This window comes from Pseudomonas sp. GW821-FHT09C10, from assembly GCF_059418085.1.
Genome location: NZ_JBWKPE010000001.1, coordinates 371,183 through 394,090, shown reverse-complemented (window position 1 = coordinate 394,090; position 22,908 = coordinate 371,183). Strand labels below are relative to the sequence as shown.

Below are 22,908 nucleotides of genomic sequence, written 5' to 3'. Positions count from 1 at the left end.
TGATAGTTACTGTTGAAACAATAAGTAATAGTTGCTGTAGGAACAATTTCCTATAACAAAATCACATAAGATCGATCACCTCGCCGGAAGGATCCTGCGTTGCTGAGTCATTACTCCGATAATTCCATCGATCTTGGTAAACTAATGTCTATAGCTCCCTCTGCCTGGTCTGCTCCCCGTAATGAATTCAAGTTCAAGACGCAATCGTCAGGTGCCCCAACGGCTTCTGGCACCGCAGAGCCGTCACATACCGCTTATACGCTCAAAAATTCCCAGGAAAAGTTGAGTGAAGCTCTGGTGAAGGATTTGACTAGTGGCCGTGTGACACCGGACACGAATAATATCGTTGAAGCATTGTTATCACCGGGCAAAAAAAATTTGCCTAATGTCCAAGTCAAGACTTTTGCCGTGGATGGTATACAAGCCAGCGATATAATTTTCATGCAGCGTGTGCCTACTCGTACAGACAGCGTCAATATCGTGCTTTTCATTCCTCAAAAGGACGGTACTTCATTTCAGGCATTCAACACCATGGAGGAGATGAATAACTGGCTAAAAACAGTGGCGAGTGACACCACTCAGCTGGATTCTTTCAGTCAGCACTTTGCAGAGGGTGGCACCGGGGCAAAAAATCATGTCATCGACACCATGACCCGGTTTAAGAATAACGATATCAATGCCATCGTTGGCCCCTATGCCAATGAGGGCGAAGATGTATTCAATCGACTGGATAAACAAAACTCTGAACCTCCGGCTAAAGTCAACGGGTTGACCAGCCTTAAAAAAGAGCGCGTCAGCCCTGAAGGGCGTGTTTTTTATTCCGGCGTGAAGCCTGACGGAGAAAAAGTACTTTATACATATGACGCTTATGGGAACTTCATCGGAGAAGATAAAAAAGAGAATTTTTATTTTATCAAAGGGGGCTTGAATACCTACAAGCCGCTGGTGCCGATGACGGCCGGAGAATTCGCCGCAAAGGTTGAGAACGAGGCGGCCAATAACGTAGGCGCCAATGATATTCGAGGGCTGTACGAAGAACTTCTGACACACCTTGAACATCCTTTCAACGGTATTGGCGACGCATTGCAGGTGTTTGGTGTCGATAAAAGCACCGCAGACAGCATAGAGCGCTACATGGATAATCCCTTCAGCGCACTGCTGCTGGATTTGAATAAGAATAATCAGATCGGCAAGGTGTTCGGTCTCGAAAAAGTAGAAATGGATTCGATATTAAGTGGCGTTGGGAACGTAGCCCAGGGTTTTGTTCCTTTTTATGGGCAGGCAAGAATGTTGGGGGCATTGCTTGCTAAGGCGATAAGAAATGAACCGCTCAGTGATCAAGAGACGAGGGACATGGCGGATGCGCTTGCATTGAAACCTGACAGCCCCGCCAGAAAAAACATACCTGCCTCAGAGATGCTTGGCAAACCTAAAAGTTCGGTGCGGACCAAGATACCGGGCGCGACAGAAAAGTTGCCTGAGGAGACCTCGCATAGCCCTGTGAACGGCAAACAACCTGTGAGCGAAATGTCTGTTCAGAACGGCCAACTGATTAAGTTGGGGGGCACCATGGAGAATCTCAAGGAAGCGGGTGATGGCCTCTTTACCTTTGCCGATCTCAATAAAAAAGACACCAAGGTGCGTTTGAATATATTGGCGCACGGCGAAGAGCCAAATACCTGGACATTGAGCACTGACACCAAGACACCAACGAGAATTTTTTACGACGGCAAGCCGCACACGCCACAAGAGTTATTGGATACGTTGAAAGCCAAAGGGGTCGATCCCAGCGAATATGACAATGTGCGGTTATTGATGTGCTACTCCGGCAATGGCAAAGAGAACTCCTTTGCCGCCGAATTCAGCAAGCTGATCGGCAAGCCGGTAAAGGGCTACGAGGGCACCCTGTCGGCCTATGTCACACCGGAGCTCATCAACGAACTCAAGCTCAAATCGACACAATACATTTCACGAACCCTGGGAGGGGAAGAGCAGCTGCTTCCGGTAGAGCGCAAGGCTGTTGATGGTCTCGCTAATTTCTACGTGGAATACAAATTCGCCAGCCAGGCGTTCAAAGTCGCGAAGAAAAATCCGCATTACAACCCTATCAAAGCCTGGACATTCACCTATCGGCCAGTCACGTTTTCACCCGCGGGCTGAAACGCTTATAACGCAAGCAGGCGCTCTGAGGTTTCCATAGGCACCAGCCGACTGAGCAGGTGCCTATGGCGAAGCAATTGGAACTTCATCGCGCCATAAGGGGCCTTAACTTTACCTAGGCTGCGTTTTTTCAACAGAGGTGACCCATGTGCCCAGACAATGATCCCCAAGTCAGCAACCGCAACGACCCGGCAATCGACGGCGGCGAACCGGCCCCAGGCACGGCGGCCGATGCACCGAAAGACCCGAAACCCGCCGCCGACCCCAAAGCCAGGGAAAACGACTACAGTCCAGACTTCAAGCCTGAGCGCGAGCCCAAGCCTGAAACCGATGCCGATATCGACACCCAAGGCGGTTAGAGGAGACGGTCATGTCCAAAGAACTGGAAGAAGAACTCAACGATCCGGGCAATGAAGACCCGGGTTCCCTGATGGATGATGCAGAAGTACCGCTCAATGATCTGGATGACGCGGCGGATGTGGGCAATACCGAGCGTCAGGACTGAGCTTTCGCCTGGGCACGTCGTTCATACCACGCGAGCATCGGCTGGGTACTCAAGCCATGAACGACGATGCTCAAGGCGATCACTGACAACGTCAGGTTCACCGCCACCGCGCTGCTGGTGCCGACAAGGCCATGGTTGAGCGCGTAGAACAGGTAGTAGATGCTGCCGATTCCGCGAATCCCGAACCAGCCCATCAGCCCGCGCTGCTGGCGATCGACCAGGCGGCCCCAGGGCATTGCAAACACACTGACCGGTCGAATCACGCAGAACAGCAACGCCGCCAACGGCAATGCCCGCCAATCCCAATGACTGGCCAGCACGATGCCGAGCACCGTGACCAGGAACACTTCCATCGAGCGCTCCACCAGGCTGCCGAACGAGAGCATGTCGCCCATCATTACGCCGGCGGCGATCTGGGTCTCGGCCAGCTCGCTCACATCCCCTTGCAGGGCGTGCTCCGGTTCCACCTCAAGATGACCCACCACCGGCAGCGCCAAATGCTCCGATGGCGTGTGCGAGTGGCCGGTTGACCTGAACTCTGCCTGACGCAGCCCGAGCCCGGCGGCGAACACTGACAGAAAGCCGTAACCCCCCACCGCTTCGGCCACCACGTAGGCCAGGGCGATCAGGGCGAGGGTCAGGTAGTCATTGGGGGAGAGCGTACTATCACTGTTGTTGACGCGCAGCCACAGGGTCGTGCGGCCAATGCCCCGGCCCATCCAGTAACCGATCAACAGCCCTGCCGGCACCGCCCACAGCAGGTTCTTCAACGCCCAACCGCCTAGCCAGTCACCATCAAAGCCGCCGTGCTGCATGAAGACCAAGGCAAAAATCACAAAGGGAAAGGCCGTGCCATCGTTCAACCCGGCTTCTCCAGACAAACCGAAGCGCAGCGCATCGTAATCCTGTGCATTATTGACCTGCACCAGCCCCGCCAGCACCGGGTCGGTCGGTGCGAGAATGGCACCCACCAGCAGCGACACCCCCCATGACAGTTCAAACACGTAATGCAGCGCCAGGCAGCTGCCGAGGATGGTCAACAGCATGACCGGCCCGGCCATGCCGAACGCGATGCGCCAGGTGCGATGGCCCAGGGGCAGGCGCAGTTTGAGCCCGCTGACGAACAGTGAAAACAGCACCGCGACTTCGGTGAGGTGCTCCATCCAGCGGGCAGACTGCTTGATATCCAGGTGCAGCAGGTCCACGCCGAGGGGGCCGATGCCCACGCCCAGCAACAGGCACACCGCCGAGGTGGTCACCGGCATCCAGCGCAGGTAAGAGGAGGTGAGGGCAAGGGTCAGCAGCACGGCACCGAGGACGGCCATCCATAGAATAAAAGTCATCGGGAGGGTATCCAGGGCCGTGGTCTATTCACGTTCGAGGCGTGTCGCCGACTGCAGGTTCAATGTGATTGCGTCGCTTTGAATTCATTGGCGATTGATCAGCAGGCGCTCCAGGTCTTCAGTTGGCAGCGGCCGGCTGAACAGGTAGCCCTGGATCTGATCGCACCCCGCCTCCTTGAGGAATGCCAATTGCGCCTGGGTTTCCACACCTTCGGCGACCACCCGCAGGTTCAGGCTATGGGCCAACTCGATAATGGTGCGGGTGATCGCGGCATCCTGGGGGTTGCTGGTGACTTCGCGAATAAACGCAATGTCGATCTTCAGCGTGTCGATGGGGAAGCGTCGCAGGTAGGCCAGGCTCGAATAGCCGGTACCGAAGTCGTCAATGGAGATCTTCACGCCCATGGCGTGCAGGCGTTGCAGGCTGGCGATGGTGTGCTGGGTATTCTCCATCAGCGAGCCTTCGGTCAGTTCCACTTCCAGCCAATGGGGTTCGACGCCGGTCTCAGTGAGAATGCGCGCGATATCGGCAATCAGGTCGCCCTCGATCAACTGATGACCGGAGACGTTCACCGACACCTCAACGGCGCCGATCGCGCTGCGCTGCCACGTCGCAATCTGCTGGCACACGCTGCGGATCACCCAACGGCCCACCTCCATGATCAAGCCCAGGCTTTCCAGAACAGGCACGAACACCGCTGGCGATACCGCGCCGTAACCCGGGCGCTCCCAACGCAGAAGTGCCTCCAGGGCGCAGATCTGCCCGTCGGCCAAAGCGACTTTCGGCTGGTAGTGCAAGGTGAATTCCTCGCGCTCCACGGCCTGGCGCAGGGCGGTTTCCAGGTCCTGGCGGGCCAGGTCGTGCACGTTCATGCGTGCGCTGTCACCGGCATGGTGTAGCAGTTGCTGCTCAAGCAACTGGCTATGGCGCTTGAGTTGATCGCCGTGGCTCTTGAGCCGCAGCAGGTTGCGCACGCGCAGCCACAGTTCGACTCGCTCCACCGGCTTGCTGATGAACTCCTCGGCACCGGTTTCCAGGCCACTGACCCGTGCACTCGACTCGCTGAGAGCCGACAGCATGATGATCGGAATGCTCGCCGTGGCCGCATCGCCCTTGAGCTGGCTGGCCACTTCGTAGCCGTCCATGCCCGGCATCATGATGTCCAGCAGGATCAGGTCAGGTGGCTGTTTGGCCACCAGTTGCAAGGCTTCCTCGCCGCTGGCCGCCGTCAGGGTCTGGTAGCCCTCGTGTTGCAACAGGGTTTCCAGCAGCTTGCGAACCTGGGGTTCGTCATCAACGATCAACAGCGTTGCGGGTTGGCTGGCCATGGAGAGGACTCATCTGAGGGGGGAGAGGGTGGTGTGTTGCAACAGCGTGTCGATCACCTGGTACAGCTCTTTGTAGCGCAGCGGCTTGCTGATGTAGGCATCGCAACCGGCCAACCGGGTCTTTTCACGGTCTTCCTTCATGGCCATGGCGGTGAGGGCAATCACCGGGATATGGGCGGTGTGCGGGTCCTGCTTGAGCAGCGCGGTAGCGGCCAGGCCGTCCATGCCCGGCAGCTGGATGTCCATCAGGATCAGCGCCGGTTGGGCTTCACGGGCCAGGGTCAGGCCGCTCTCGGCGTCGGCGGCCCACACCACCGTGTGCCCGACGTTGACCAGCAGCAGTCGGGCCAGGCGCATATTGGCCTCGTTGTCTTCGACGATCAGGATATGGGCCATTGCGCCTCCGTGCCGCGGTGGAGTGGCAGCCACACCACAAACCGGGCGCCCAGGCCTTCACGGCTGGCCACCGCAACACTGCCACCGTGCAGGTCGACCAGTTGCTTGACCATCGCCAAGCCCAGGCCAGTGCCTTCGAATTTGCGCGCCAGGCTGCTGTCGATCTGGCTGAAGGCCTTGAACAGCTTGCCCATGTCCTCCTCGGCGATACCGATACCGGTGTCGCTGACGCTCAATTCGAGGAACTGCTGGTGGGCGCTGGGTTGCAGGACAAACCCGTGCATCGGCCAATCGCCGGGCACTCGCCCGACCTGTGCGCGGGCCACCTGGCGCACCGCCAGGGTCACGGAACTGCCGTGGGCGCTGAACTTCACCGCATTGGCCAGCAGGTTGTAGATGATCTGCTTGGTCTTGCGCAGGTCCAGGGCCAGTGTGCCGAAGTCGCCCTGGCTTTCGAGCTTCAACTGGATGCGTTGCAGGGCGGCTTTTTCGCGCACGATCAACAGGCTGTTGGACAGCAGGCCCGCCAGCTCTACGGCTTCCAGCTCCAGGTCCATCATCCCGGCTTCGACCTTGGACAGGTCGAGAATGTCGTTGATCAGCGACAACAGGTGCTGGCCGCTGGTGAAGATGTCGCCGATGTATTCGCGCTGGGTCTCACTCATGTCGCCCACCAGCCCGTCCTTCAACGCCTCGGAAAAACCGATCACCGCATTCAGCGGTGTGCGCAATTCGTGGGACATGGTGGCGAGGAACTCGGACTTCATATGGCTGGCATGTTCCAGCTCCAGGTTCTTTTCCTCCAGCGCGCGCTCAAAGCCCTTGCGTTCGGCTTCTTCGTGTTTGCGTGCGGTGTTGTCGGTGCCGATCAGCAGGTAACCGATGATGGTGTCGTGACGGTTGCGCAGCGCCGTCACCGAGACCATGGCCGATAGGCGGCTGCCGTCCTTGCGGATATAGGTCAGCTCATAAATATCTTCGATGCCACGGGACGCCTTGAACACCAGGGCTTCGAAGCCCGGCGTGATCGGCGTGTCCAGCTCCAGGCTGAGGGCGGCGGCGCGGGTGATCAGTTCGTCGGGGTCGGAGATATCGGCGGGGGTAATGCGGTTGAGGACATCCTCGGCGGCATAGCCGAGCATGCGTTCGGCGCCGACATTGAAGATCTGGATCACGCCCTTTTCATCGGTGGCGATGCTAGAGAAGTAGGCGCTGTTGAAGATTGCGTCTTGCAGGGCACCGGTTTTCAGCAGGGTTTTCTGGCGTTTGAATTCGACGATTTTTTCAGCCCGTGATTGGGCTTCAAGCGGTGGTCCAGTGACGGGTTTGTCCATGGCGGTGTTTTCCAGGCAGATCGGCCCGGCCATGTCGATGACAGGGCCGCAGAGCATGCTCACAGAAAATCGCGTGGACGCGATGAGGAGGAGATGAGATCCCCGGACAATAGCAGATACTGTCCGCACTACGGTATGGATACACTCAAACGGGTGTACGCCGGCAAAGGGCGGCGGGCCGCCCTGTTACCGTGCGGCGTGGCTTAGAGCAGCACGCTGCTGATGACCTGGGTGCTGTCATCCGGGTCGATGACGCTGTGGAATCCCAAGGCCTGGTTCAATTCGCGCAACGGCGCATTGGTTGCCGCGTCGACCGTGTACATGCGTTTGAAGCCATTGGCGCGGGCCGCCGTCATCAGGTGCAGCATCAAAAGGCGCCCCAGGCCCAGGTGCTGCCAGGCATCGGCCACGGTGACCGCGCATTCGCATTCATCCGTCCTGGCCTCTGCATAGCGGGCCACGCCGATTTCGATCAACTGGCCGTTGTCGTGCACCAGGGCGATAAAGGCCAGGCGTCGCTGGTTATCGACATCCATCAATTGGTCCATCAGGGTCTTGCCGGGCTCGTTGATTTCCCCCAGGAAGCGCGCGTGCCGCGATTCACGGGACAGGCCCTTGATGAACGTGTATTCCCGTTCACGGTCGTCGGCGCCGAGGGGGCGCACCAGCACATGACGGCCATCGTCGAGCCGATCGATCCAGTGGGGTCTCGGTTGCGCTGCGTAGGCGAGGGCGGCCCGCCGGTTGCGTGCTTCGAGGGTAGGCATGGTGGGCTCCTGGCGGTCAGCATCGGGCAACAGTGCCTTGTTCGATCATGCCCCAGGGAGCAGGGGCGCCATTGATCTGCATCAAGACGCCTGGCCGCCGGGCAGGGCAGGCGACGTTCGGTCATGTGCATCGGCAAAGGGTTGACGATGATCAACGTTCGGCGCGCCGTCGCGGCGCAGTCTGGTTCCACCCCACATGCCCAGCAGGAGGTCACACCATGGCAACCATGAGAGCCGCTGTCTTCGTTGAGAAAAACCGCATCGTCCTCGAGGATAAACCGATCCCCGAAGTCGGCCCGCTGGACGCCCTGGTGCGGATCACCACCACGACCATCTGCGGCACCGACGTGCATATCCTGCGCGGTGAGTACCCGGTGGCCAAAGGGTTGACGGTGGGCCATGAGCCGGTGGGCGTCATCGAGCGGCTGGGCTCCCAGGTGCGCGGTTTCGTCGAAGGGCAACGGGTGATCGCCGGCGCAATCACGCCCAGCGGGCAGAGCTATGCCTGCCTGTGCGGCTGCGGCGCCCAGGACGGCCCCGACACCCGCCATGGTTTCCGTGCCGCCGGCGGCTGGAAATTCGGCAACACCCTCGACGGCTGCCAGGCCGAATACGTCCTGGTGCCCGATGCGCTGGCCAACCTGTGCCCGATCCCCGATGGCCTGAGCGACGAGCAGGTGCTGATGTGCCCGGACATCATGTCCACCGGCTTTTCCGGTGCCGAGCGTGGTGAGGTCAACATTGGCGACACCGTGGCGGTGTTTGCCCTCGGGCCGATCGGCTTGTGCGCGGTGGCGGGGGCACGGCTCAAAGGTGCGTCGATGATCATTGGGGTCGACGGCGTCAGCGAACGCATGGGCGTCGCCCGTGGCCTGGGCGCGACCCATATCGTCGACTTCAAGCAAGGCAATGTGGTCGAGCAGATCATGGCCCTGACCGACGGGCGTGGCGTGGATGTGGCCATCGAGGCGTTGGGCACCCAAGGCACCTTCGAATCGGCCTTGCGCGTGCTGCGTCCCGGTGGCCGCTTGTCCAGCCTTGGGGTGTACTCCAGCGACCTGCGCATCCCCTATGACGCGTTTGGCGCAGGCCTGGGGGATTACAGCATCGTCTCGACCCTGTGCCCCGGCGGCAAGGAACGCATGCGTCGCTTGATGGCGGTGGTCGCCAGCGGCGGGGTGGACCTGTCTCCGCTGGTGACCCACCGCTTCAAGCTCGACGACATCGAGGCGGCCTATGAACTGTTCGCCCATCAGCGCGATGGGGTGATGAAAGTCGCGATTACGCCTTGAAAGCCCGCGCGCAGAACACCCTGAGCACCTGCTGCCAAAACGTTAAAAATGCCAAAATTGCACTTTATGTGCTTGATGAAACGTTTCTTCTAGCGACAAACGGGCTGCGCAAGCGCTTGCGTAAGTAAATGTATCTGATTAGAGTCGGTGGCAATCGGCTCTGATCAAAGGGGGCTGAACGACAAAAATAATAAAACCAGGAGCTCATTGATGAGCCTTGAACCCTTGCTCGAGATGCAGGGCATCAGCAAAACCTTCAACGGTTTGCGCGTGCTCAAGAATGTCGGCCTGAAGGTCTACCCCGGCGAAATCCACGCCTTGATGGGGGAGAACGGCGCCGGCAAATCGACCCTGATGAAAATCCTCTCCGGCGCTTACCAGGCCGATCCCGGCGGTGAAATCCGCATGGCCGGCCAGGCCTTCGCCACCTTTACCCCCGCCACCGCCAAAGCCCTCGGCATCGCCGTGATCTACCAGGAATTGAGCCTGTGCCCGAACCTGAGTGTGGCCGAGAACATCTACCTGGGCCGCGAACTGCGCCGTGGCTGGACCATCGACCGCAAGGGCATGCAAGCCGGTTGCGTCGAAGTCCTGCAGCGTCTGGGCGCCGAATTCACTCCAGCCACTAAGGTCAGCAGCCTCTCGATTGCCGAGCGCCAGCTGGTGGAAATCGCCCGGGCCTTGCACGCCCATGCCAGGATCCTGGTGATGGACGAACCGACCACGCCATTGTCGTCCCGCGAGACCGACCGCCTGTTTGCGCTGATCAAGCAATTGCGCAGCCAGGGCCTGGCGATCATCTACATCAGTCATCGCATGGCCGAGATCTATGAACTGTCGGACCGTGTCTCGGTGCTGCGCGACGGCCAATACATCGGCGAGCTGAGCCGCGACGCGCTGTCGGCTGAGGTCCTCGTGAAGATGATGGTGGGCCGCGATCTGTCCGGTTTCTACAAGAAGGAACACGCCGCCTACGACCCCGGTGCGGTGGTGATGCGCGTGCGGGACATGGCCGATGGCAGGCGCGTGCGTAATTGCAGTTTCGACCTGCACGCCGGTGAAGTGCTGGGTATCGCCGGGCTGGTCGGGGCAGGGCGCACCGAGTTGGCGCGGCTGATCTTCGCCGCCGACCCGCGCACCAGCGGCACCCTGGAAGTGGTGGGCAAGACCGTGACCCAACTGCGCAACCCGGCGGATGCGATTCGTGCCGGCGTGGTGTACCTCACCGAAGACCGCAAGGCCCAGGGCCTGTTCCTGGACATGAGCGTGGCCGACAACATCAACGTCTGCGCCTGTGTGCCGGATGCCCGCGCCGGTGGCGTGCTCGACCGTGGCCATGGCTGGCAACGCGCCAATGATGCAATCAAGTCACTGTCGATTCGCGTGGCGTCGGGCAAGGTCAATGTCGGCACGCTGTCCGGCGGCAACCAGCAGAAGGTCCTGCTGGCGCGGCTGCTGGAGGTCAAGCCACACGTGCTGATCCTCGACGAACCCACACGCGGCGTGGACATCGGCTCCAAATCCGAGATCTACCGCATCATCAATCAACTGGCGCAGGCCGGCGTGGGCATCGTGGTGATCTCCAGCGAGCTGCCGGAAATCATCGGCACCTGCGACCGGGTGCTGATCATGCGCGAAGGCCAGTTGGTGGCCGAAGTCGGCGGGGCCTCCGGCCACGTCATCTCCCAGGAACGTATTATTGACCTCGCCACCGGTGGCGATCAGGTGGTTGCCCATGGCTGATTCGATGATTGCAACAACAGGCAAGGCCGAACGTGCCCGCGAACTGATGCGCACCGTCGGCATGTTGCCGGTGCTGATTTTGCTGCTGGTGGGCTTCGCCCTGGCCAGCGAGAACTTCCTGACCATGCAGAACCTGTCGATCATCACCCAGCAGGCCTCGGTCAACGTGGTGCTGGCGGCGGGCATGACCTTTGTGATCCTCACCGCGGGGATCGACCTGTCGGTGGGGGCGATCCTGGCGGCGTCGGCCGTGGTGGCGTTGCAGGCGTCGATGTCGCCGCAGTTCGGCATGTTCGGGATTGCGGCCGGTATCGGCTTTGGCCTGTTGCTGGGCCTGGTCAACGGTGGGTTGATTGCCTTCATGCGCCTACCGCCGTTTATCGTCACCCTCGGTGCACTCACCGCCATGCGCGGCCTGGCGCGTTTGCTGGCGGATGACAAGACCGTGTTCAACCCCGACCTGCCGTTTGCCTTTATCGGCAACGACTCGATCCTCGGCGTGCCGTGGCTGGTGGTGATCGCCGTGGCGGTGGTGGCGCTGTCGTGGTTTATCCTGCGGCGCACGGTGATGGGCGTGCAGATCTATTCGGTGGGCGGCAACCCCGAAGCGGCGCGACTCTCCGGGATCAAGGTGTGGAAGGTGCTGCTGTTCGTCTACGCCATGTCCGGCGCCTTGGCCGGGCTGGGGGCGGTGATGAGCGCCTCGCGCCTGTTTGCCGCCAACGGCCTGCAACTGGGGCAATCCTACGAGCTGGATGCGATTGCCGCGGTGATCCTCGGCGGCACCAGTTTTACCGGTGGCGTCGGCACCATCGGCGGCACGCTGATCGGCGCGCTGATCATCGCGGTACTCACCAACGGCCTGGTGCTGCTGGGGGTGTCGGACATCTGGCAGTACATCATCAAGGGCATTGTGATCATCGGCGCGGTCGCGCTGGATCGCTACCGCCAGTCCGGTGCGCGGACCTGATTTCACTTCCATAACAATCACAAGAGAGACCCGCATGAACCTTAAACGCATGTTTCCCGTCATTGCCTTGGCTGCCCTGATGTCCCAAGCCGCAGAGGCCCGCGAACTCAAGGCCCTGGGCATCAGCATGGGCTCGCTCGGCAACCCGTATTTCGTGACCCTGGCCGATGGCGCCACGGCCCGGGCCAAGGAGCTGAACCCCAACGTCAAGGTCACCTCGGTGTCCGCCGACTACGACCTGAGCAAGCAATTTTCGCAGATCGACAACTTTATCTCGTCCAAGGTCGACCTGATCCTGATCAACGCCGTCGACCCGTCAGCCATGGCCTCGGCGATCAAGAAAGCCCGCGATGCCGGCATCGTCGTGGTGGCGGTGGATGTGGACGCCAAGGGCGTGAATGCCACCGTGCAGACCGATAACGTCGAAGCCGGCAAGCTGGCCTGCCAATACCTGGTGGACAAGCTCTCCGGCAAGGGCAACGTGATTATCCAGAACGGTCCGCAAGTCACCGCCGTGACCGACCGCGTCAAAGGCTGTAAAGCCGCATTGGCCGGCGCGCCGGAGATCAAGGTGCTGTCCGACGACCAGGACGGCAAAGGCTCTCGCGAAGGCGGCCTGAACGTGATGCAGGGCTACCTCACGCGCTTCCCGAAAATCGACGGCCTGTTTGCGATCAACGACCCGCAAGCCATCGGCAGCGACCTGGCGGCCAAGCAGCTCAAGCGCAGCGGCATTATCATCACCTCGGTGGACGGCGCGCCGGATATCGAGAACGCGCTGAAGACCGACACCCAGATTCAGGCGTCAGCCAGCCAGGACCCATGGGCCATGGCGCAGACGGCGGTGAATGTCGGCAATGACCTGCTCAACGACAAGGCCCCGGCCGAAGCGGTGACCCTGCTCACGCCAAAACTGATCACCCGCGACAACGTCGGTACGTACAGCGGCTGGTCGAGTAAACACTGATAGCGTGAGAGGGACAGCGTCGTGGTGACCATGGATGACGTGGCAAGCAGGGCGGGGGTGTCGACGTCGACCGTGTCACACGTGTTGAACGGTACCCGCAAGGTCAGCCCGGCCACGGTGCTGGCAGTGCAGCGGGCGATCCAGGAACTGAGGTATATCCCCAACACCCTGGCGCGCTCGCTGGCGCGGTCGAGTACCAACACGATCGGCGTGGCGATCTCGGCGCTGTCCAACCATTACTTCAGCGAGACGGTGCACGCGATTGAAACCGAGTGCGCCAAGCACGGCTACATGATGCTGTTTGTCGACACCCACGACGACCCGGAGCAGGAGCTGCGGGTCGTCATGGCGCTGCATCATCGGCGGGTCGACGGTATTGTGCTGGCGCCGTCGAACGGTTCGATGGCCCTGGAATACCTGCGCGCCAACGCGATTCCGGCGGTGCTGGTGGACCGCATGATGAGCGAGCAGTTTGACCAGGTCGGGGTGGAGAATGCCCAGGCCACCCAGGCCCTGATTGAGCACCTGATCGGGCACGGGCACCGCCGCATCGGCTTTATCGCCGGGCGCACGGGTTTCAGTACTACGGATGAGCGGGTAGCGGGTTACCGCGCGGCGTTGCACGCGGCGGGGCTGGCCTTCGATCCACAGCTGCTGGTCAACGGCGGCTCCAATACCGAGCCGGCGCGCCAGGCCACAGTCCAGTTGCTGGGCCTGGCTTCGCCACCCACGGCGATCATGGCCGGCAATAACCTGATGACCCTCGGCGCGATGCACGCCCTGCGTGACGCGCAGCTTGAAGTGCCGAGACAAATGGCCCTGGTGGGTTTTGATGATTTTGACTGGGCGGATTTTTTCGTGCCGCGCCTGAGCCTGATCGCACAGCCGGTCAAGGCCCTTGGCGCCCGCGCGGTCGACCTGTTGCTGCAACGCATGGCGTCGCCTGACGCAGCGCCCCAGAGCGTGCGCCTGGCACCGACCCTGCAGTTACGTAACTCCTGTGGCTGTCATTGATGGGAATAACACACGCATGAACAGTCCTGTTTCCCTGGGCATTGACCTGGGCACATCGGAACTCAAAGCCATCCTGATGGACGCCACGGGCGCGGTGCTGGCTCATGCCGGCGTGCGCTTGAGCGTGTCGCGCCGGCACAGCGGCTGGTCTGAACAGGCGCCGGAAGACTGGTGGCAAGCCTGCTTGCAGGCGTTGCAGCAACTGCGCCAGCACCAGGCGTTTACCCGCGTGGCCTGTATCGGCCTGTCGGGGCAGATGCACGGCGCGGTGTTGCTGGGGGCGGACAACCGCGTGTTGTACCCGGCGATCCTGTGGGACGACTCCCGTGCGGTGGCGGAAGCCGAACAGCTGGGCCCCGGCCTCGCCGACGTCACCGGCAGCCTGCCCATGGCCGGGCTGACCGCGCCGAAACTGCTGTGGCTGCAACGGCATGAGCCCGAGGTGTTCCAGGCGATTGACTGCGTGCTGTCACCCAAGGATTACCTGCGCTTGCGCTTGAGTGGCGAGCGCATCAGCGAGATGTCCGACGCGGCGGGTACGTTGTGGCTGGATGTGGCGCGGCGGCAATGGTTTACCCCAATGGTTCGCGCTACAGGCCTTACGCCTGAGCAATTGCCCAGGCTGGTGGAGGGTGGTGCGGCGAGCGCGTTGTTGGCGGCCACGGGACTGGGCCTGTCAGCTGACGTGGTGATTGCCGGCGGTGGCGGTGACAACCCTGTGGCGGCGGTCGGCATCGGCGCGGTCAACGCCGGTGATGGCTTTATCACCCTTGGCACCAGCGCGGCCATTGTTGCGATCACCGGTCACGCTGCAGGCAACCCGGCCAGTGCAGTGCACAGCTTCTGCCACGCGCTGCCCAACCGCTGGTACACCATGGGCGCCATGCTCGCCGGCGCCAGTTGCCTGCGCTGGGTCACACGTCTGACGGGTACGGCCGATGAGCAAGCGTTGCTGGAGCAGGTGCAGGCGCAATTGCCGATTGAACAGCACGTGCCTTTGGGGACGCCGTTGTTCCTGCCGTACCTGGCCGGTGAACGCACGCCCCATAATGATCCTTTGCTGCGCGGCGGCTTTATGAATCTGGGCCACGATTGCACGCCGGGGATGCTCGGTTATGCGGTGATGGAAGGGGTGGGTTTCGGTTTGCTCGATGCGTTGCGCGCGGTGCAATCGACCGGCGCCGACGTTACCGCTTTGGCCTTGGTGGGGGGCGGCGCGCGCAGTGAGTACTGGGCGCAGCTGCTGGCGAATATCCTGCAGCGGGAGATCTTCACGTTGCAGGGCAGTGAATTGAGCGCGTGTATTGGCGCGGCAAAGCTCGGGTTTGTGGCGATGGGGCAGGGGGCTGAGTTACTCGCGGCGGGGATGCCGGTTAAAGCCCGGTACACACCTGACCTGACGCAGCAGCCGGTGTTGGCGGCGCGTTATCGCAAGTTTCAAAGTTTGCTGCCCGCCGCCAAGGCCCTTCACGATTAGGCTCCTGTTGTGGGTGGGGCTGTTGTGGTGAGCAGACCTGTTGTGGTGAACGGGCCTGTTGTGGTGAGTGAGCTTGTTGTGGTGAGCGGGCTTGCCCCGCGCTGGGCTGCGAAGCTGCCCCAATAAAGGCACCGCGTTTATCCAGGCATGGTGAGTAGTCAGGTTTAGGGGCCGCTTCGCGCCCCAGCGCGGGGCAAGCCCGCTCACCACAACAGCCCCGCTCACCACAACAAGCTCACTTACCACAACAGGCCTGCTTGCCACAGGAAGCCTGCTCACCACACCCGGCCCACTCTCCACAGGAATCGGTGTGTTGTTGTTCAGTCGTTGGTCAGCGGTGGCAAACGTCGCTTTACCGGGGTTTTCTTGACGATGGCGGTGTTGGTTTCGGCATAGGCATTGATCCGATCCAGCAGGCTGTCGAGATGGTCCAGGGTGCGCACGTGCAGGCGTGCGATGAAGCAGTCTTCGCCGGTGACCTTGTCGCATTCGGTGAATTCGGGGATCGCCTGGATCTGGCGCTCCACCTCCTGCAATTTGCCGGGCAGGGGGCGGATGCGCACGATGGCTTGCAGCAGGTAGCCGAAGTGCCTGGGGTCGATGTCGACGGTGTAGTGGGTCAGCACGCCGCGTTCTTCCAGGCGGCGCAGGCGTTCGCCCACACTGGGCGAGGACAGCCCGGTGATGCCCGCCAGGGCCTTGAGGGACAGCCGCGAGTCATCCATCAAGGCGGCGATCAGTTGCTGGTCGATGGTGTCGATCATGGTGTTCGCCTAATAAGAAAAGGTGATTGCGGGATTCTGCCTTTTTTACCCACTGGAGCCGCGCACAAGCAGATTGCCATAATTGAGCCTCACTTGAGGAGCATCAATCATGGATTCATCCATCCGTCGCGGTTCGTGGGAAATGATCGCCGCCATGCTGATTTCGGGCACCATCGGCTGGTTCGTGCTGGTGTCCGGCGTATCGGTGATCGAAGTGGTGTTCTGGCGCTGCGTGATCGGCGGCCTGACCCTGTTGCTGGTGTGCGCGTTGCTCGGCTACCTGCGCCTGGACCTGCTCAGTTGGGCCACGTTCGGCCTGGCGACGCTCAGTGGCGTGGCGATTGTCGGCAACTGGTTGCTGCTGTTCGAATCCTATTCCCGCGCCTCGATCGCCATCAGCACGGCGGTGTACAACGTGCAGCCGTTCATGTTGGTGATGCTGGCGGCGCTGTTCCTGGGAGAAAAGATCACCGTGCAGAAACTGGCGTGGCTGAGCCTGGCGTTCCTGGGAATGCTGGCGATTGTCACCGCCCATGGCGATCAGCCAACCGGCGACGACTACCTTGCAGGCATTGCCTTGGCGCTGGGCGCGGCATTGCTGTACGCGATTGCCGCACTGATCATCAAGCGTTTGAAGGACGTACCGCCGCATTTGATGGCGTTGATCCAAGTGACGACGGGCGCACTGCTATTGGCGCCGCTGGTACCTTGGCATAGCTTGCCGGTCACCACCAACGCCTGGGCGGCATTGGTCACGCTCGGCGTGGTGCACACCGGCGTGATGTATGTGTTGCTCTATGGCGCGATCCAGAAACTGCCCACCGCCATCACCGGCGCTCTGTCGTTTATCTACCCGATTGCGGCGATCTTCGTCGATTGGATTGCCTTCGGGCATCGCCTGGGTTGGCTGCAATGGCTGGGCGTGGCGGCGATTCTGCTGGCGGCGGCGGGGTTGCAGCGGGGCTGGTGGTGGCCCCGCTCCCATAGGGTCAGTGCGTGCCCTGAAAGATGATATTTTCCGGGTTGAAATGCTCCACCACACTGCCCGGTTGTGGCAACCCAAGGATATGCCCCTTGATCTTGCCCACCACGTGCATTTCGCAGGGTTTGCAGTCGAACTTCAAGGTCAGCACTTCGTCGCCATGAATCAACTGCATCGGCGCGACCTTGGTCTTCACCCCTGTCACCCCCTTGGCCTGTTTAGGGCACAGGTTGAAGGAGAAACGCAGGCAGTGCTTGGTGATCATCACCGGCACTTCGCCTTTCTCTTCATGGGCTTCAAAGGCTGCGTCGATCAGCTTCACCCCGTGACGGTGGTAGAAGTCGCGGGCTTTCTGGTTGTAGACGTTGGCCAGGAACGACAGGTGCGCTTCCGGGTAGACCGGCGGCGGCGTGGTCTCGGCCTTGCGCCCGCCACGGGGGTGGGCGGCAACACGGGCTGCGGTCAGGGCTTCGATCACTTCGCGGCGCAATGCCTTGAGCTGCGAGTTGGGAATGAAGAACGCCTGGGGTGCATCCAGTTCGATGCGGGTGGCGTGATACTCGGTGGTACCGAGTTGGCCAAGCAGGTCGCGCAGGGTGTCCAGCGCCTGTTCCGGCTTGTTGGCCGCGCCGAACGGGCCGGGCAGGGTGACGCTGGCGTGGATGCCTTCTTCGCTGGTGGCGGTGACGTCCAACTGCTCTTCACGCAAACGTGCGACCCATGACAGGCCGATACGGCGTTCGGCTGAGGTCTTGAGCAACGCCTGCTGCCAGTTGTGGTCGAGGTTGCGGTTCAACGGGTGGTTCGGGCGCAACTGATGCAGGCCGGCCGGCATTTCATTCGGCTCGACGCGGTAGCGGTAGCGCTTCTCGCCGTCTTCCTCGAACTCGCCCTTGGGCTCGGCGATGTTGGCGCGGAACCCCACCACTTCGCGCTTGACCAGCACATTGAGGCCGTCGCCGTTGGACAGCGGCTCATGGGTGATCACTTGCAGGTCACGCTTGCCGGCTTTTTCCACCATACCCACCGGCAAACCGGTGAAGGTCGGGGTGTCGAAGGCGCCGATGTCGATCTTGCGGTCGCTGACAAAGTAGTCGGTGCTGCCACGGTGGAAGGTTTTTTCCGGGTCGGGCAGGAAGAAGTGCGCGGTACGGCCGCTGGACGCGCGTGCCAGGTCCGGACGGTCTTCGAGGATTTCGTCGAGGCGCTGGCGGTAATAGGCGGTGATGTTCTTCACATAGCCCATGTCCTTGTAGCGGCCTTCGATCTTGAACGAACGCACGCCGGCTTCCACCAGCGCGCGCAGGTTGGCGCTCTGGTTGTTGTCTTTCATCGACAACAGGTGCTTTTCAAAGGCCACGACGCGGCCCTGGTCGTCTTTCAAGGTGTACGGCAGGCGGCACGCCTGGGAGCAGTCGCCACGGTTGGCGCTGCGGCCATTTTGCGCGTGGGAGATATTGCACTGCCCGGAGAACGCCACGCACAGGGCACCGTGGATAAAGAACTCGATGGCGGCATCGGTCTCGTCGGCGATGGCGCGGATTTCCTGCAGGTTCAGCTCGCGGGCCAACACCAACTGCGAGAACCCGGCCTGGTCGAGGAACTTGGCGCGGCCCAGGGTGCGGATGTCGGTCTGGGTGCTGGCGTGCAGCTCGATGGGCGGGATATCCAGCTCCATCACCCCAAGGTCCTGCACGATCAGCGCGTCGACACCGGCGTCGTAGAGCTGATGGATCAGCTTGCGCGCGGCTTCGAGTTCGTTGTCATGCAAGATGGTGTTGATAGTCGTGAAGACGCGGGCGTGGTAACGACGGGCGAATTCCACCAGTTGAGCGATATCGCTCACTTCGTTGCACGCGTTATGGCGCGCGCCGAAGCTGGGTCCGCCAATGTAGATGGCGTCGGCGCCATGCAGGATGGCCTCGCGCGCGATGGCGACATCGCGGGCGGGGCTGAGCAATTCCAGGTGATGCTTGGGCAAGGACATAGTTTTTTTAGTCAGGCTTGTCACGGTTGAGGCGCGCATTGTAGCTGTGAAATGCCTGACCGGCATTACTTCAGGCTTGAGCGGCCATCGCGGTGACTTCCACGCGCATACCGTCTACCGCCAGCGCAGCCACGCCAACCGCCGCGCGCACGGGCCAGGGCTTGGCAAAAAAGCGTTTGTAGACCTCATTGAACGCGGCGCGGTCGGCCATATCGGTCAGATAAATGGTCAGGTGCATGACCCGGTCCATGGAGCTGCCGGCTTTTTCCAGCGCGACTTTCAGCGCTTGCAGGGTGCATTCGCTTTGCAGGGTGATGTCACCCAGTTCCAGGCTGCCGTCGGCGCGGGTCGGGATCTGGGTGGAGACCAGGATGCCGTTGAAACCGATAACGTCGGAGGAAATCGAGTCGGCATCCGGATCGGGGGTGTAGGACAGGTCGTGGTTGGCCATGGGCGCCTCTTGTTGGCAATAACGGAAAGGCGCCATGGTCCCCGAAAACAATCCCAGGGGCAAACCGCTGGCTTATACCCAGCGGCGGAACAACACGCTGGCATTCACGCCACCAAACCCGAAGCCGTTGGACAGCGCGTATTCAATCGCCATCGCCCGCGCATCACCGCGCACCATGTCCAGCCCCTCGGCCAGGTCATCCGGGTGTTCCAGGTTGAGGGTCACCGGTGCGACCTGATCGCGCAGGGCAAGTACGGTGAAGATCGCCTCGATGCCGCCCGCGGCGCCCAGCAAATGGCCGGTGGCGGACTTGGTCGAGCTGATCGCCAGGGGGCCACCGGCACCGAATACGGTCCTGATGGCTGCCAGTTCGCCTTTGTCGCCCACCGGGGTCGAGGTGGCGTGGGCATTCAGGTACTGCACCGCAGACGCCTCGATCCCCGCCTGACGCAACGCCTGCGTCATCGCCCGGCGCGCACCGTCGCCGTCTTCCGGGCCGGCGGTCATGTGGTAGGCATCGGCACTGGTGCCATAGCCCACCAATTCGGCAATAGGCCGGGCACCGCGTGCCAGGGCGTGTTCCAGTTCCTCGATGACCAGGATGCCGGCGCCTTCGCCCATCACAAAGCCGTCACGCGCTTGATCGAACGGGCGCGAGGCGCGCTCGGGGGCGTCGTTGAAGGCGCTGGACAACGCCCGTGCCGCCGCGAAGCCGCCCAGGCTGACGCGGTGGATCGCCGCTTCGGCGCCACCGCACACCGCCACGTCCACTTCACCGGCACGGATCATCCGCGCAGCGTCGCCAATCGCCTGCACCCCCGCCGCACAGGCCGTGACCGGTGCCCCCAACGGGCCTTTCAAGCCATAGTTGATCGACACATGCCCGGCGGCCATGTTGCTCAGGAACGATGGAATGGTGAACGGCGACAAGCGTCGCGGCCCCTTGCTGTCGGTGGTGCGTACCGCCTCGGCGATGGCCGGAAAACCGCCGACGCCCGAGGCAATGATGGTGGCGGTGCGTTCCTGCTGCTGCACGGTGTTCGGTGCCCAGCCGGCCTGCTTCAAGGCTTCGTCGGCCGCCGCCAGTGCGAACAGGATAAAACGGTCCATCTTGCGCTGCTCTTTTGCCGCCAGCAGGCGATCAGGATCGAACCCGGCTTCAGGGTCCTGCAGCACGCTCTGCACTTGGCCGCCGATGCTGATGGCCAGGTCGCCGATCAGTTCTTCAGGCAGGCGACGAATGCCCGACTGCCCGTTCAACAGGCGCTTCCAGGTTGACTCCACATCGGCGCCCAGCGGTGTCAGCGCACCCATGCCTGTCACAACGATACGTTTACTCATGATCAATCGACTCCGGTTGCGTTGAGGGTCCAGACCTTATGGACGTCACTATCATGATGAAAGTAACATGGCATCACACAACTGTGCACCGGCCCCAAGGAATCCTTATGCAACGCAAGTCCCTGACCCGCGACGAATGCCCCATCGCCCGCAGCCTCGACCGGGTAGGGGAGTGGTGGAGCATCCTGATCATGCGCGACGCGTTGCAGGGGCTGCGCCGCTTCGATGAGTTCTCGCGCAGCCTGGGCATCGCGCCGAACATGCTCACACGTCGCCTGACAGCGTTGGTGGAGGCGGGGATGCTGGAGCGCAGGGCCTACAGTGAGCGGCCGCCGCGTTATGAATATGTGCCGACCGCCAAGGGCGAGGATTTCCGCATGGTGCTGATGTCGCTGGTGGCGTGGGGTAACCGGCATTACGCCGAAGAGGGCACCAGTGTCGAGTTGGTCGAGCGGGACACGGGGCGGCCGGTGCAGCCGATGTTGGCGAGTGCAGAGGGACACATCGTAGCGTTGGAGGACTGTGTGTTGCAGGCCGGCCCGGCGGCCAGTACCGGTATGCGGGAGCGCTTGGCTTCGCTTGCCGCAAAGCCTTGAATCCTGCGGGCTCAAGCAATAATTTGACGCCAGAAAATAATCCTGCTGCACCCCTTAAAGTCGCGTATTTCCCAGCCGATAGCGAGTCAAGACAGAGGTTTTTCCGCACGGCTGAGGGCTCGTCATGTTCAATACAACACTCAAAAAAGAACTGGCGGCCAGGACGGCCGAAGTCACCGAGTACAAAGGACTGATCAGCGCCCTGGAACGCTCCATGGCGGTCGTCGAATTCGACCTCAACGGCAAGGTTCTGCGTGCCAACGATAACTTCCTGAAAACCCTGGGCTACAGTCGCGACCAATTGGCGAGCAAATCCCACCGGGACTTTTGCTTGCCGGCGCTGACCAACAGCCCGGCCTACAGCCAGTTCTGGGGTGAGCTCAAGGCCGGTAAGTTCGTGTCGGGCACCTTCAAACGCGTGGATGCCCACGGCAAGACCATCTGGTTGGAAGCCAGCTACAACCCGGTACTGGATGAGCGTGGCCAAGTGCTGAAAGTGGTCAAGTACGCCCTGGACGTCACCGCCAAGGTCGAACAAGAGGCCGCCACCCGCAGCAAATTGACTGCGGTGGATCGTGCCATGGCGGTGATCGAGTTCGATTTGAACGGCCAGGTGCTGGATGCCAACGCGAACTTCCTGAACGTCATGGGCTATTCGCTGGCGGATATTAAGGGCAAGCACCACCGTCAGTTTTGCGAACCGGCCTTGGTCAACAGCCATGAGTACGCGGACTTCTGGCGCCGTTTGAACAACGGTGAATTCTTCACCGGGCAGTTCAAGCGCCTGGGCAAACAGGGCCGGGTGGTCTGGCTCGAGGCCAGTTACAACCCGGTCTATGACGGCGATGGCACACTGATCAAAATCGTCAAGTTTGCCAGCGACATTACCGAGCGCGTGGAAAAGTTCGAGGAAGACTCGCGTGGCGCCTCTCGCGCCTACCATATTTCGTCCGAGACCGAGCGGTTTGCCGAGCACGGTACCCAGGTCATCCAGGAGACCGCCAGTGAAATGCGTCGGATCGCCGACAACATCGGCGCGTCCGCACGGCTGGTCGGCCAACTGGGTGATCGCTCCGAGCAAATCACCGCCATCGTCAACACCATTCGCGGTATCGCCGACCAGACCAACCTGCTGGCGCTCAACGCGGCGATCGAGGCCGCCCGCGCGGGGGATCAGGGCCGTGGTTTTGCGGTGGTGGCCGACGAGGTCAGGCAACTCGCCGGGCGTACCAGCCGCTCCACGGCGGAGATCTCTGAAATGATCGGCATGATCCTTTCGGAAACCCGCGACGCGGTGGCCAGCATGAGCGCCACCCAGGAAGGCGCGCAGCGTGGCGTGAACCTGGCGGACCAGGCGGGTTCGGTGATTTTGCAGATCCGCACCAGCACCAGTGATGCGGTGCAGGCCGTGAGTATGTTTGCGTCGAAACTGGATGAGTCGGAGGTTATTCCCAAGACGGCTGTCGGCTGGGTGGGATAATTCCCGCGTA

21 protein-coding genes and 1 pseudogene are annotated in these 22,908 nt (G+C 61.4%); 13 read left to right on the top strand and 9 right to left on the bottom strand.

The genetic code is table 11. The annotated features are described in order from the left end of the window. The first annotated feature begins 99 nt into the window (after positions 1-99). The 3 genes from AC07OT_RS01730 to AC07OT_RS01720 all read left to right on the top strand — a co-directional run bounded on the left by AC07OT_RS01730 (position 100) and on the right by AC07OT_RS01720 (position 2,665). Positions 100-2,160 carry a dermonecrotic toxin domain-containing protein gene (locus AC07OT_RS01730; RefSeq protein ID WP_495107254.1) on the top strand — a complete coding sequence of 687 codons (2,061 nt, stop codon included), beginning with the start codon at positions 100-102 and terminating at the stop codon, positions 2,158-2,160. Between the two features lie 146 nt (positions 2,161-2,306). Further along, positions 2,307-2,519: a hypothetical protein gene (locus AC07OT_RS01725; protein ID WP_495107253.1), complete on the top strand. Its 213-nt coding sequence runs from the start codon at positions 2,307-2,309 to the stop codon at positions 2,517-2,519. An 11-nt stretch (positions 2,520-2,530) separates the two neighbouring features. After that, a complete protein-coding gene (locus AC07OT_RS01720; protein ID WP_256097785.1) occupies positions 2,531-2,665 on the top strand; it encodes a hypothetical protein in 135 nt (44 codons plus the stop codon). Here the strand turns inward: AC07OT_RS01720 and AC07OT_RS01715 are convergent. The 5 genes from AC07OT_RS01715 to AC07OT_RS01695 form a co-directional block, all read right to left on the bottom strand. Further along, positions 2,656-4,008, bottom strand: coding sequence for a cation:proton antiporter (locus AC07OT_RS01715; RefSeq protein ID WP_065941449.1), 1,353 nt, complete (start codon positions 4,006-4,008; stop codon positions 2,656-2,658). The genes AC07OT_RS01720 and AC07OT_RS01715 overlap by 10 nt on opposite strands. Before the next feature lie 84 nt (positions 4,009-4,092). Further along, a complete protein-coding gene (locus AC07OT_RS01710; RefSeq protein WP_495107252.1) occupies positions 4,093-5,337 on the bottom strand; it encodes an EAL domain-containing response regulator in 1,245 nt (414 codons plus the stop codon). A 9-nt stretch (positions 5,338-5,346) separates the two neighbouring features. Then, positions 5,347-5,733 carry a response regulator gene (locus AC07OT_RS01705; protein ID WP_065941451.1) on the bottom strand — a complete coding sequence of 129 codons (387 nt, stop codon included), beginning with the start codon at positions 5,731-5,733 and terminating at the stop codon, positions 5,347-5,349. After that, on the bottom strand, positions 5,718-7,067 hold the full coding sequence (locus AC07OT_RS01700) for a sensor histidine kinase (protein WP_495107516.1): 1,350 nt from the start codon (positions 7,065-7,067) through the stop codon (positions 5,718-5,720). Before AC07OT_RS01700 ends, AC07OT_RS01705 begins: the two co-directional genes overlap by 16 nt. Positions 7,068-7,270: 203 nt before the next feature. Further along, a complete protein-coding gene (locus tag AC07OT_RS01695; protein WP_495107251.1) occupies positions 7,271-7,834 on the bottom strand; it encodes a GNAT family N-acetyltransferase in 564 nt (187 codons plus the stop codon). Between the two features lie 218 nt (positions 7,835-8,052). Here AC07OT_RS01695 and AC07OT_RS01690 point away from each other — a divergent pair, with 218 nt between their 5' ends. The 6 genes from AC07OT_RS01690 to xylB all read left to right on the top strand — a co-directional run bounded on the left by AC07OT_RS01690 (position 8,053) and on the right by xylB (position 15,297). Further along, positions 8,053-9,126 carry an NAD(P)-dependent alcohol dehydrogenase gene (locus tag AC07OT_RS01690; protein WP_145338115.1) on the top strand — a complete coding sequence of 358 codons (1,074 nt, stop codon included), beginning with the start codon at positions 8,053-8,055 and terminating at the stop codon, positions 9,124-9,126. Between the two features lie 210 nt (positions 9,127-9,336). Next, positions 9,337-10,869 (top strand): sugar ABC transporter ATP-binding protein, encoded by a 1,533-nt coding sequence (locus AC07OT_RS01685; RefSeq protein ID WP_495107250.1) that lies wholly within the window; start codon positions 9,337-9,339, stop codon positions 10,867-10,869. Next, positions 10,862-11,839 carry an ABC transporter permease subunit gene (locus tag AC07OT_RS01680; RefSeq protein ID WP_027605811.1) on the top strand — a complete coding sequence of 326 codons (978 nt, stop codon included), beginning with the start codon at positions 10,862-10,864 and terminating at the stop codon, positions 11,837-11,839. Before AC07OT_RS01685 ends, AC07OT_RS01680 begins: the two co-directional genes overlap by 8 nt. A 34-nt stretch (positions 11,840-11,873) precedes the next feature. Further along, positions 11,874-12,806, top strand: coding sequence for an ABC transporter substrate-binding protein (locus tag AC07OT_RS01675; protein ID WP_115487353.1), 933 nt, complete (start codon positions 11,874-11,876; stop codon positions 12,804-12,806). Between the two features lie 21 nt (positions 12,807-12,827). Further along, a complete protein-coding gene (locus AC07OT_RS01670) occupies positions 12,828-13,820 on the top strand; it encodes a LacI family DNA-binding transcriptional regulator (protein ID WP_495107249.1) in 993 nt (330 codons plus the stop codon). A 16-nt stretch (positions 13,821-13,836) separates the two neighbouring features. Then, a complete protein-coding gene (gene xylB, locus AC07OT_RS01665) occupies positions 13,837-15,297 on the top strand; it encodes a xylulokinase (protein ID WP_495107248.1) in 1,461 nt (486 codons plus the stop codon). Between the two features lie 320 nt (positions 15,298-15,617). Here the strand turns inward: xylB and AC07OT_RS01660 are convergent, their stop codons facing one another. Beyond that, positions 15,618-16,061: an Lrp/AsnC family transcriptional regulator gene (locus AC07OT_RS01660; protein ID WP_115487350.1), complete on the bottom strand. Its 444-nt coding sequence runs from the start codon at positions 16,059-16,061 to the stop codon at positions 15,618-15,620. A 109-nt stretch (positions 16,062-16,170) separates the two neighbouring features. On the opposite strand from AC07OT_RS01660, the gene AC07OT_RS01655 reads away from it, so the two are divergent. Continuing rightward, on the top strand, positions 16,171-17,073 hold the full coding sequence (locus AC07OT_RS01655) for a DMT family transporter (RefSeq protein ID WP_495107247.1): 903 nt from the start codon (positions 16,171-16,173) through the stop codon (positions 17,071-17,073). On the opposite strand, the gene AC07OT_RS01650 is transcribed toward AC07OT_RS01655, so the two are convergent. From AC07OT_RS01650 to fabF, 3 genes are all read right to left on the bottom strand, one after another. Continuing rightward, positions 17,051-19,030 (bottom strand): peptidase U32 family protein, encoded by a 1,980-nt coding sequence (locus AC07OT_RS01650; protein ID WP_495107246.1) that lies wholly within the window; start codon positions 19,028-19,030, stop codon positions 17,051-17,053. The genes AC07OT_RS01655 and AC07OT_RS01650 overlap by 23 nt on opposite strands. 70 nt (positions 19,031-19,100) lie before the next feature. Continuing rightward, positions 19,101-19,481, bottom strand: a complete 381-nt coding sequence (locus AC07OT_RS01645) for a RidA family protein (RefSeq protein ID WP_065941458.1) — start codon at positions 19,479-19,481, stop codon at positions 19,101-19,103. A gap of 72 nt (positions 19,482-19,553) precedes the next feature. Next, complete coding sequence (gene fabF, locus AC07OT_RS01640; RefSeq protein ID WP_495107245.1) at positions 19,554-20,822, bottom strand: beta-ketoacyl-ACP synthase II; 1,269 nt, start codon at positions 20,820-20,822, stop codon at positions 19,554-19,556. A 107-nt stretch (positions 20,823-20,929) separates the two neighbouring features. Between fabF and AC07OT_RS01635 the strand changes: the two genes are divergently transcribed. The 3 genes and pseudogenes from AC07OT_RS01635 to AC07OT_RS01625 all read left to right on the top strand — a co-directional run bounded on the left by AC07OT_RS01635 (position 20,930) and on the right by AC07OT_RS01625 (position 22,898). Then, positions 20,930-21,418 carry a winged helix-turn-helix transcriptional regulator gene (locus AC07OT_RS01635; RefSeq protein ID WP_141157735.1) on the top strand — a complete coding sequence of 163 codons (489 nt, stop codon included), beginning with the start codon at positions 20,930-20,932 and terminating at the stop codon, positions 21,416-21,418. A gap of 124 nt (positions 21,419-21,542) precedes the next feature. Beyond that, positions 21,543-22,310: pseudogene (locus AC07OT_RS01630) on the top strand (PAS domain-containing protein); the annotation flags it as partial. A 3-nt stretch (positions 22,311-22,313) separates the two neighbouring features. Then, positions 22,314-22,898, top strand: coding sequence for a methyl-accepting chemotaxis protein (locus tag AC07OT_RS01625; protein WP_495101550.1), 585 nt, complete (start codon positions 22,314-22,316; stop codon positions 22,896-22,898). The last annotated feature ends 10 nt before the right edge of the window (positions 22,899-22,908 follow it).

What these genes read in the sequence shown, in the direction of transcription:
- AC07OT_RS01720 (WP_256097785.1), top strand. Translation starts at nt 2,531, where the DNA reads ATGTCCAAAGAACTGGAAGAAGAACTCAACGATCCGGGCAATGAAGAC.
- xylB (WP_495107248.1), top strand. Translation starts at nt 13,837, where the DNA reads ATGAACAGTCCTGTTTCCCTGGGCATTGACCTGGGCACATCGGAACTC.
- AC07OT_RS01710 (WP_495107252.1), bottom strand. Translation starts at nt 5,337, where the DNA reads ATGGCCAGCCAACCCGCAACGCTGTTGATCGTTGATGACGAACCCCAG.
- AC07OT_RS01715 (WP_065941449.1), bottom strand. Translation starts at nt 4,008, where the DNA reads ATGACTTTTATTCTATGGATGGCCGTCCTCGGTGCCGTGCTGCTGACC.
- fabF (WP_495107245.1), bottom strand. Translation starts at nt 20,822, where the DNA reads ATGAGTAAACGTATCGTTGTGACAGGCATGGGTGCGCTGACACCGCTG.
- AC07OT_RS01705 (WP_065941451.1), bottom strand. Translation starts at nt 5,733, where the DNA reads ATGGCCCATATCCTGATCGTCGAAGACAACGAGGCCAATATGCGCCTG.
- AC07OT_RS01690 (WP_145338115.1), top strand. Translation starts at nt 8,053, where the DNA reads ATGGCAACCATGAGAGCCGCTGTCTTCGTTGAGAAAAACCGCATCGTC.
- AC07OT_RS01645 (WP_065941458.1), bottom strand. Translation starts at nt 19,481, where the DNA reads ATGGCCAACCACGACCTGTCCTACACCCCCGATCCGGATGCCGACTCG.
- AC07OT_RS01655 (WP_495107247.1), top strand. Translation starts at nt 16,171, where the DNA reads ATGGATTCATCCATCCGTCGCGGTTCGTGGGAAATGATCGCCGCCATG.
- AC07OT_RS01695 (WP_495107251.1), bottom strand. Translation starts at nt 7,834, where the DNA reads ATGCCTACCCTCGAAGCACGCAACCGGCGGGCCGCCCTCGCCTACGCA.
- AC07OT_RS01700 (WP_495107516.1), bottom strand. Translation starts at nt 7,067, where the DNA reads ATGGACAAACCCGTCACTGGACCACCGCTTGAAGCCCAATCACGGGCT.
- AC07OT_RS01680 (WP_027605811.1), top strand. Translation starts at nt 10,862, where the DNA reads ATGGCTGATTCGATGATTGCAACAACAGGCAAGGCCGAACGTGCCCGC.
- AC07OT_RS01675 (WP_115487353.1), top strand. Translation starts at nt 11,874, where the DNA reads ATGAACCTTAAACGCATGTTTCCCGTCATTGCCTTGGCTGCCCTGATG.
- AC07OT_RS01650 (WP_495107246.1), bottom strand. Translation starts at nt 19,030, where the DNA reads ATGTCCTTGCCCAAGCATCACCTGGAATTGCTCAGCCCCGCCCGCGAT.
- AC07OT_RS01660 (WP_115487350.1), bottom strand. Translation starts at nt 16,061, where the DNA reads ATGATCGACACCATCGACCAGCAACTGATCGCCGCCTTGATGGATGAC.
- AC07OT_RS01725 (WP_495107253.1), top strand. Translation starts at nt 2,307, where the DNA reads ATGTGCCCAGACAATGATCCCCAAGTCAGCAACCGCAACGACCCGGCA.
- AC07OT_RS01685 (WP_495107250.1), top strand. Translation starts at nt 9,337, where the DNA reads ATGAGCCTTGAACCCTTGCTCGAGATGCAGGGCATCAGCAAAACCTTC.
- AC07OT_RS01635 (WP_141157735.1), top strand. Translation starts at nt 20,930, where the DNA reads ATGCAACGCAAGTCCCTGACCCGCGACGAATGCCCCATCGCCCGCAGC.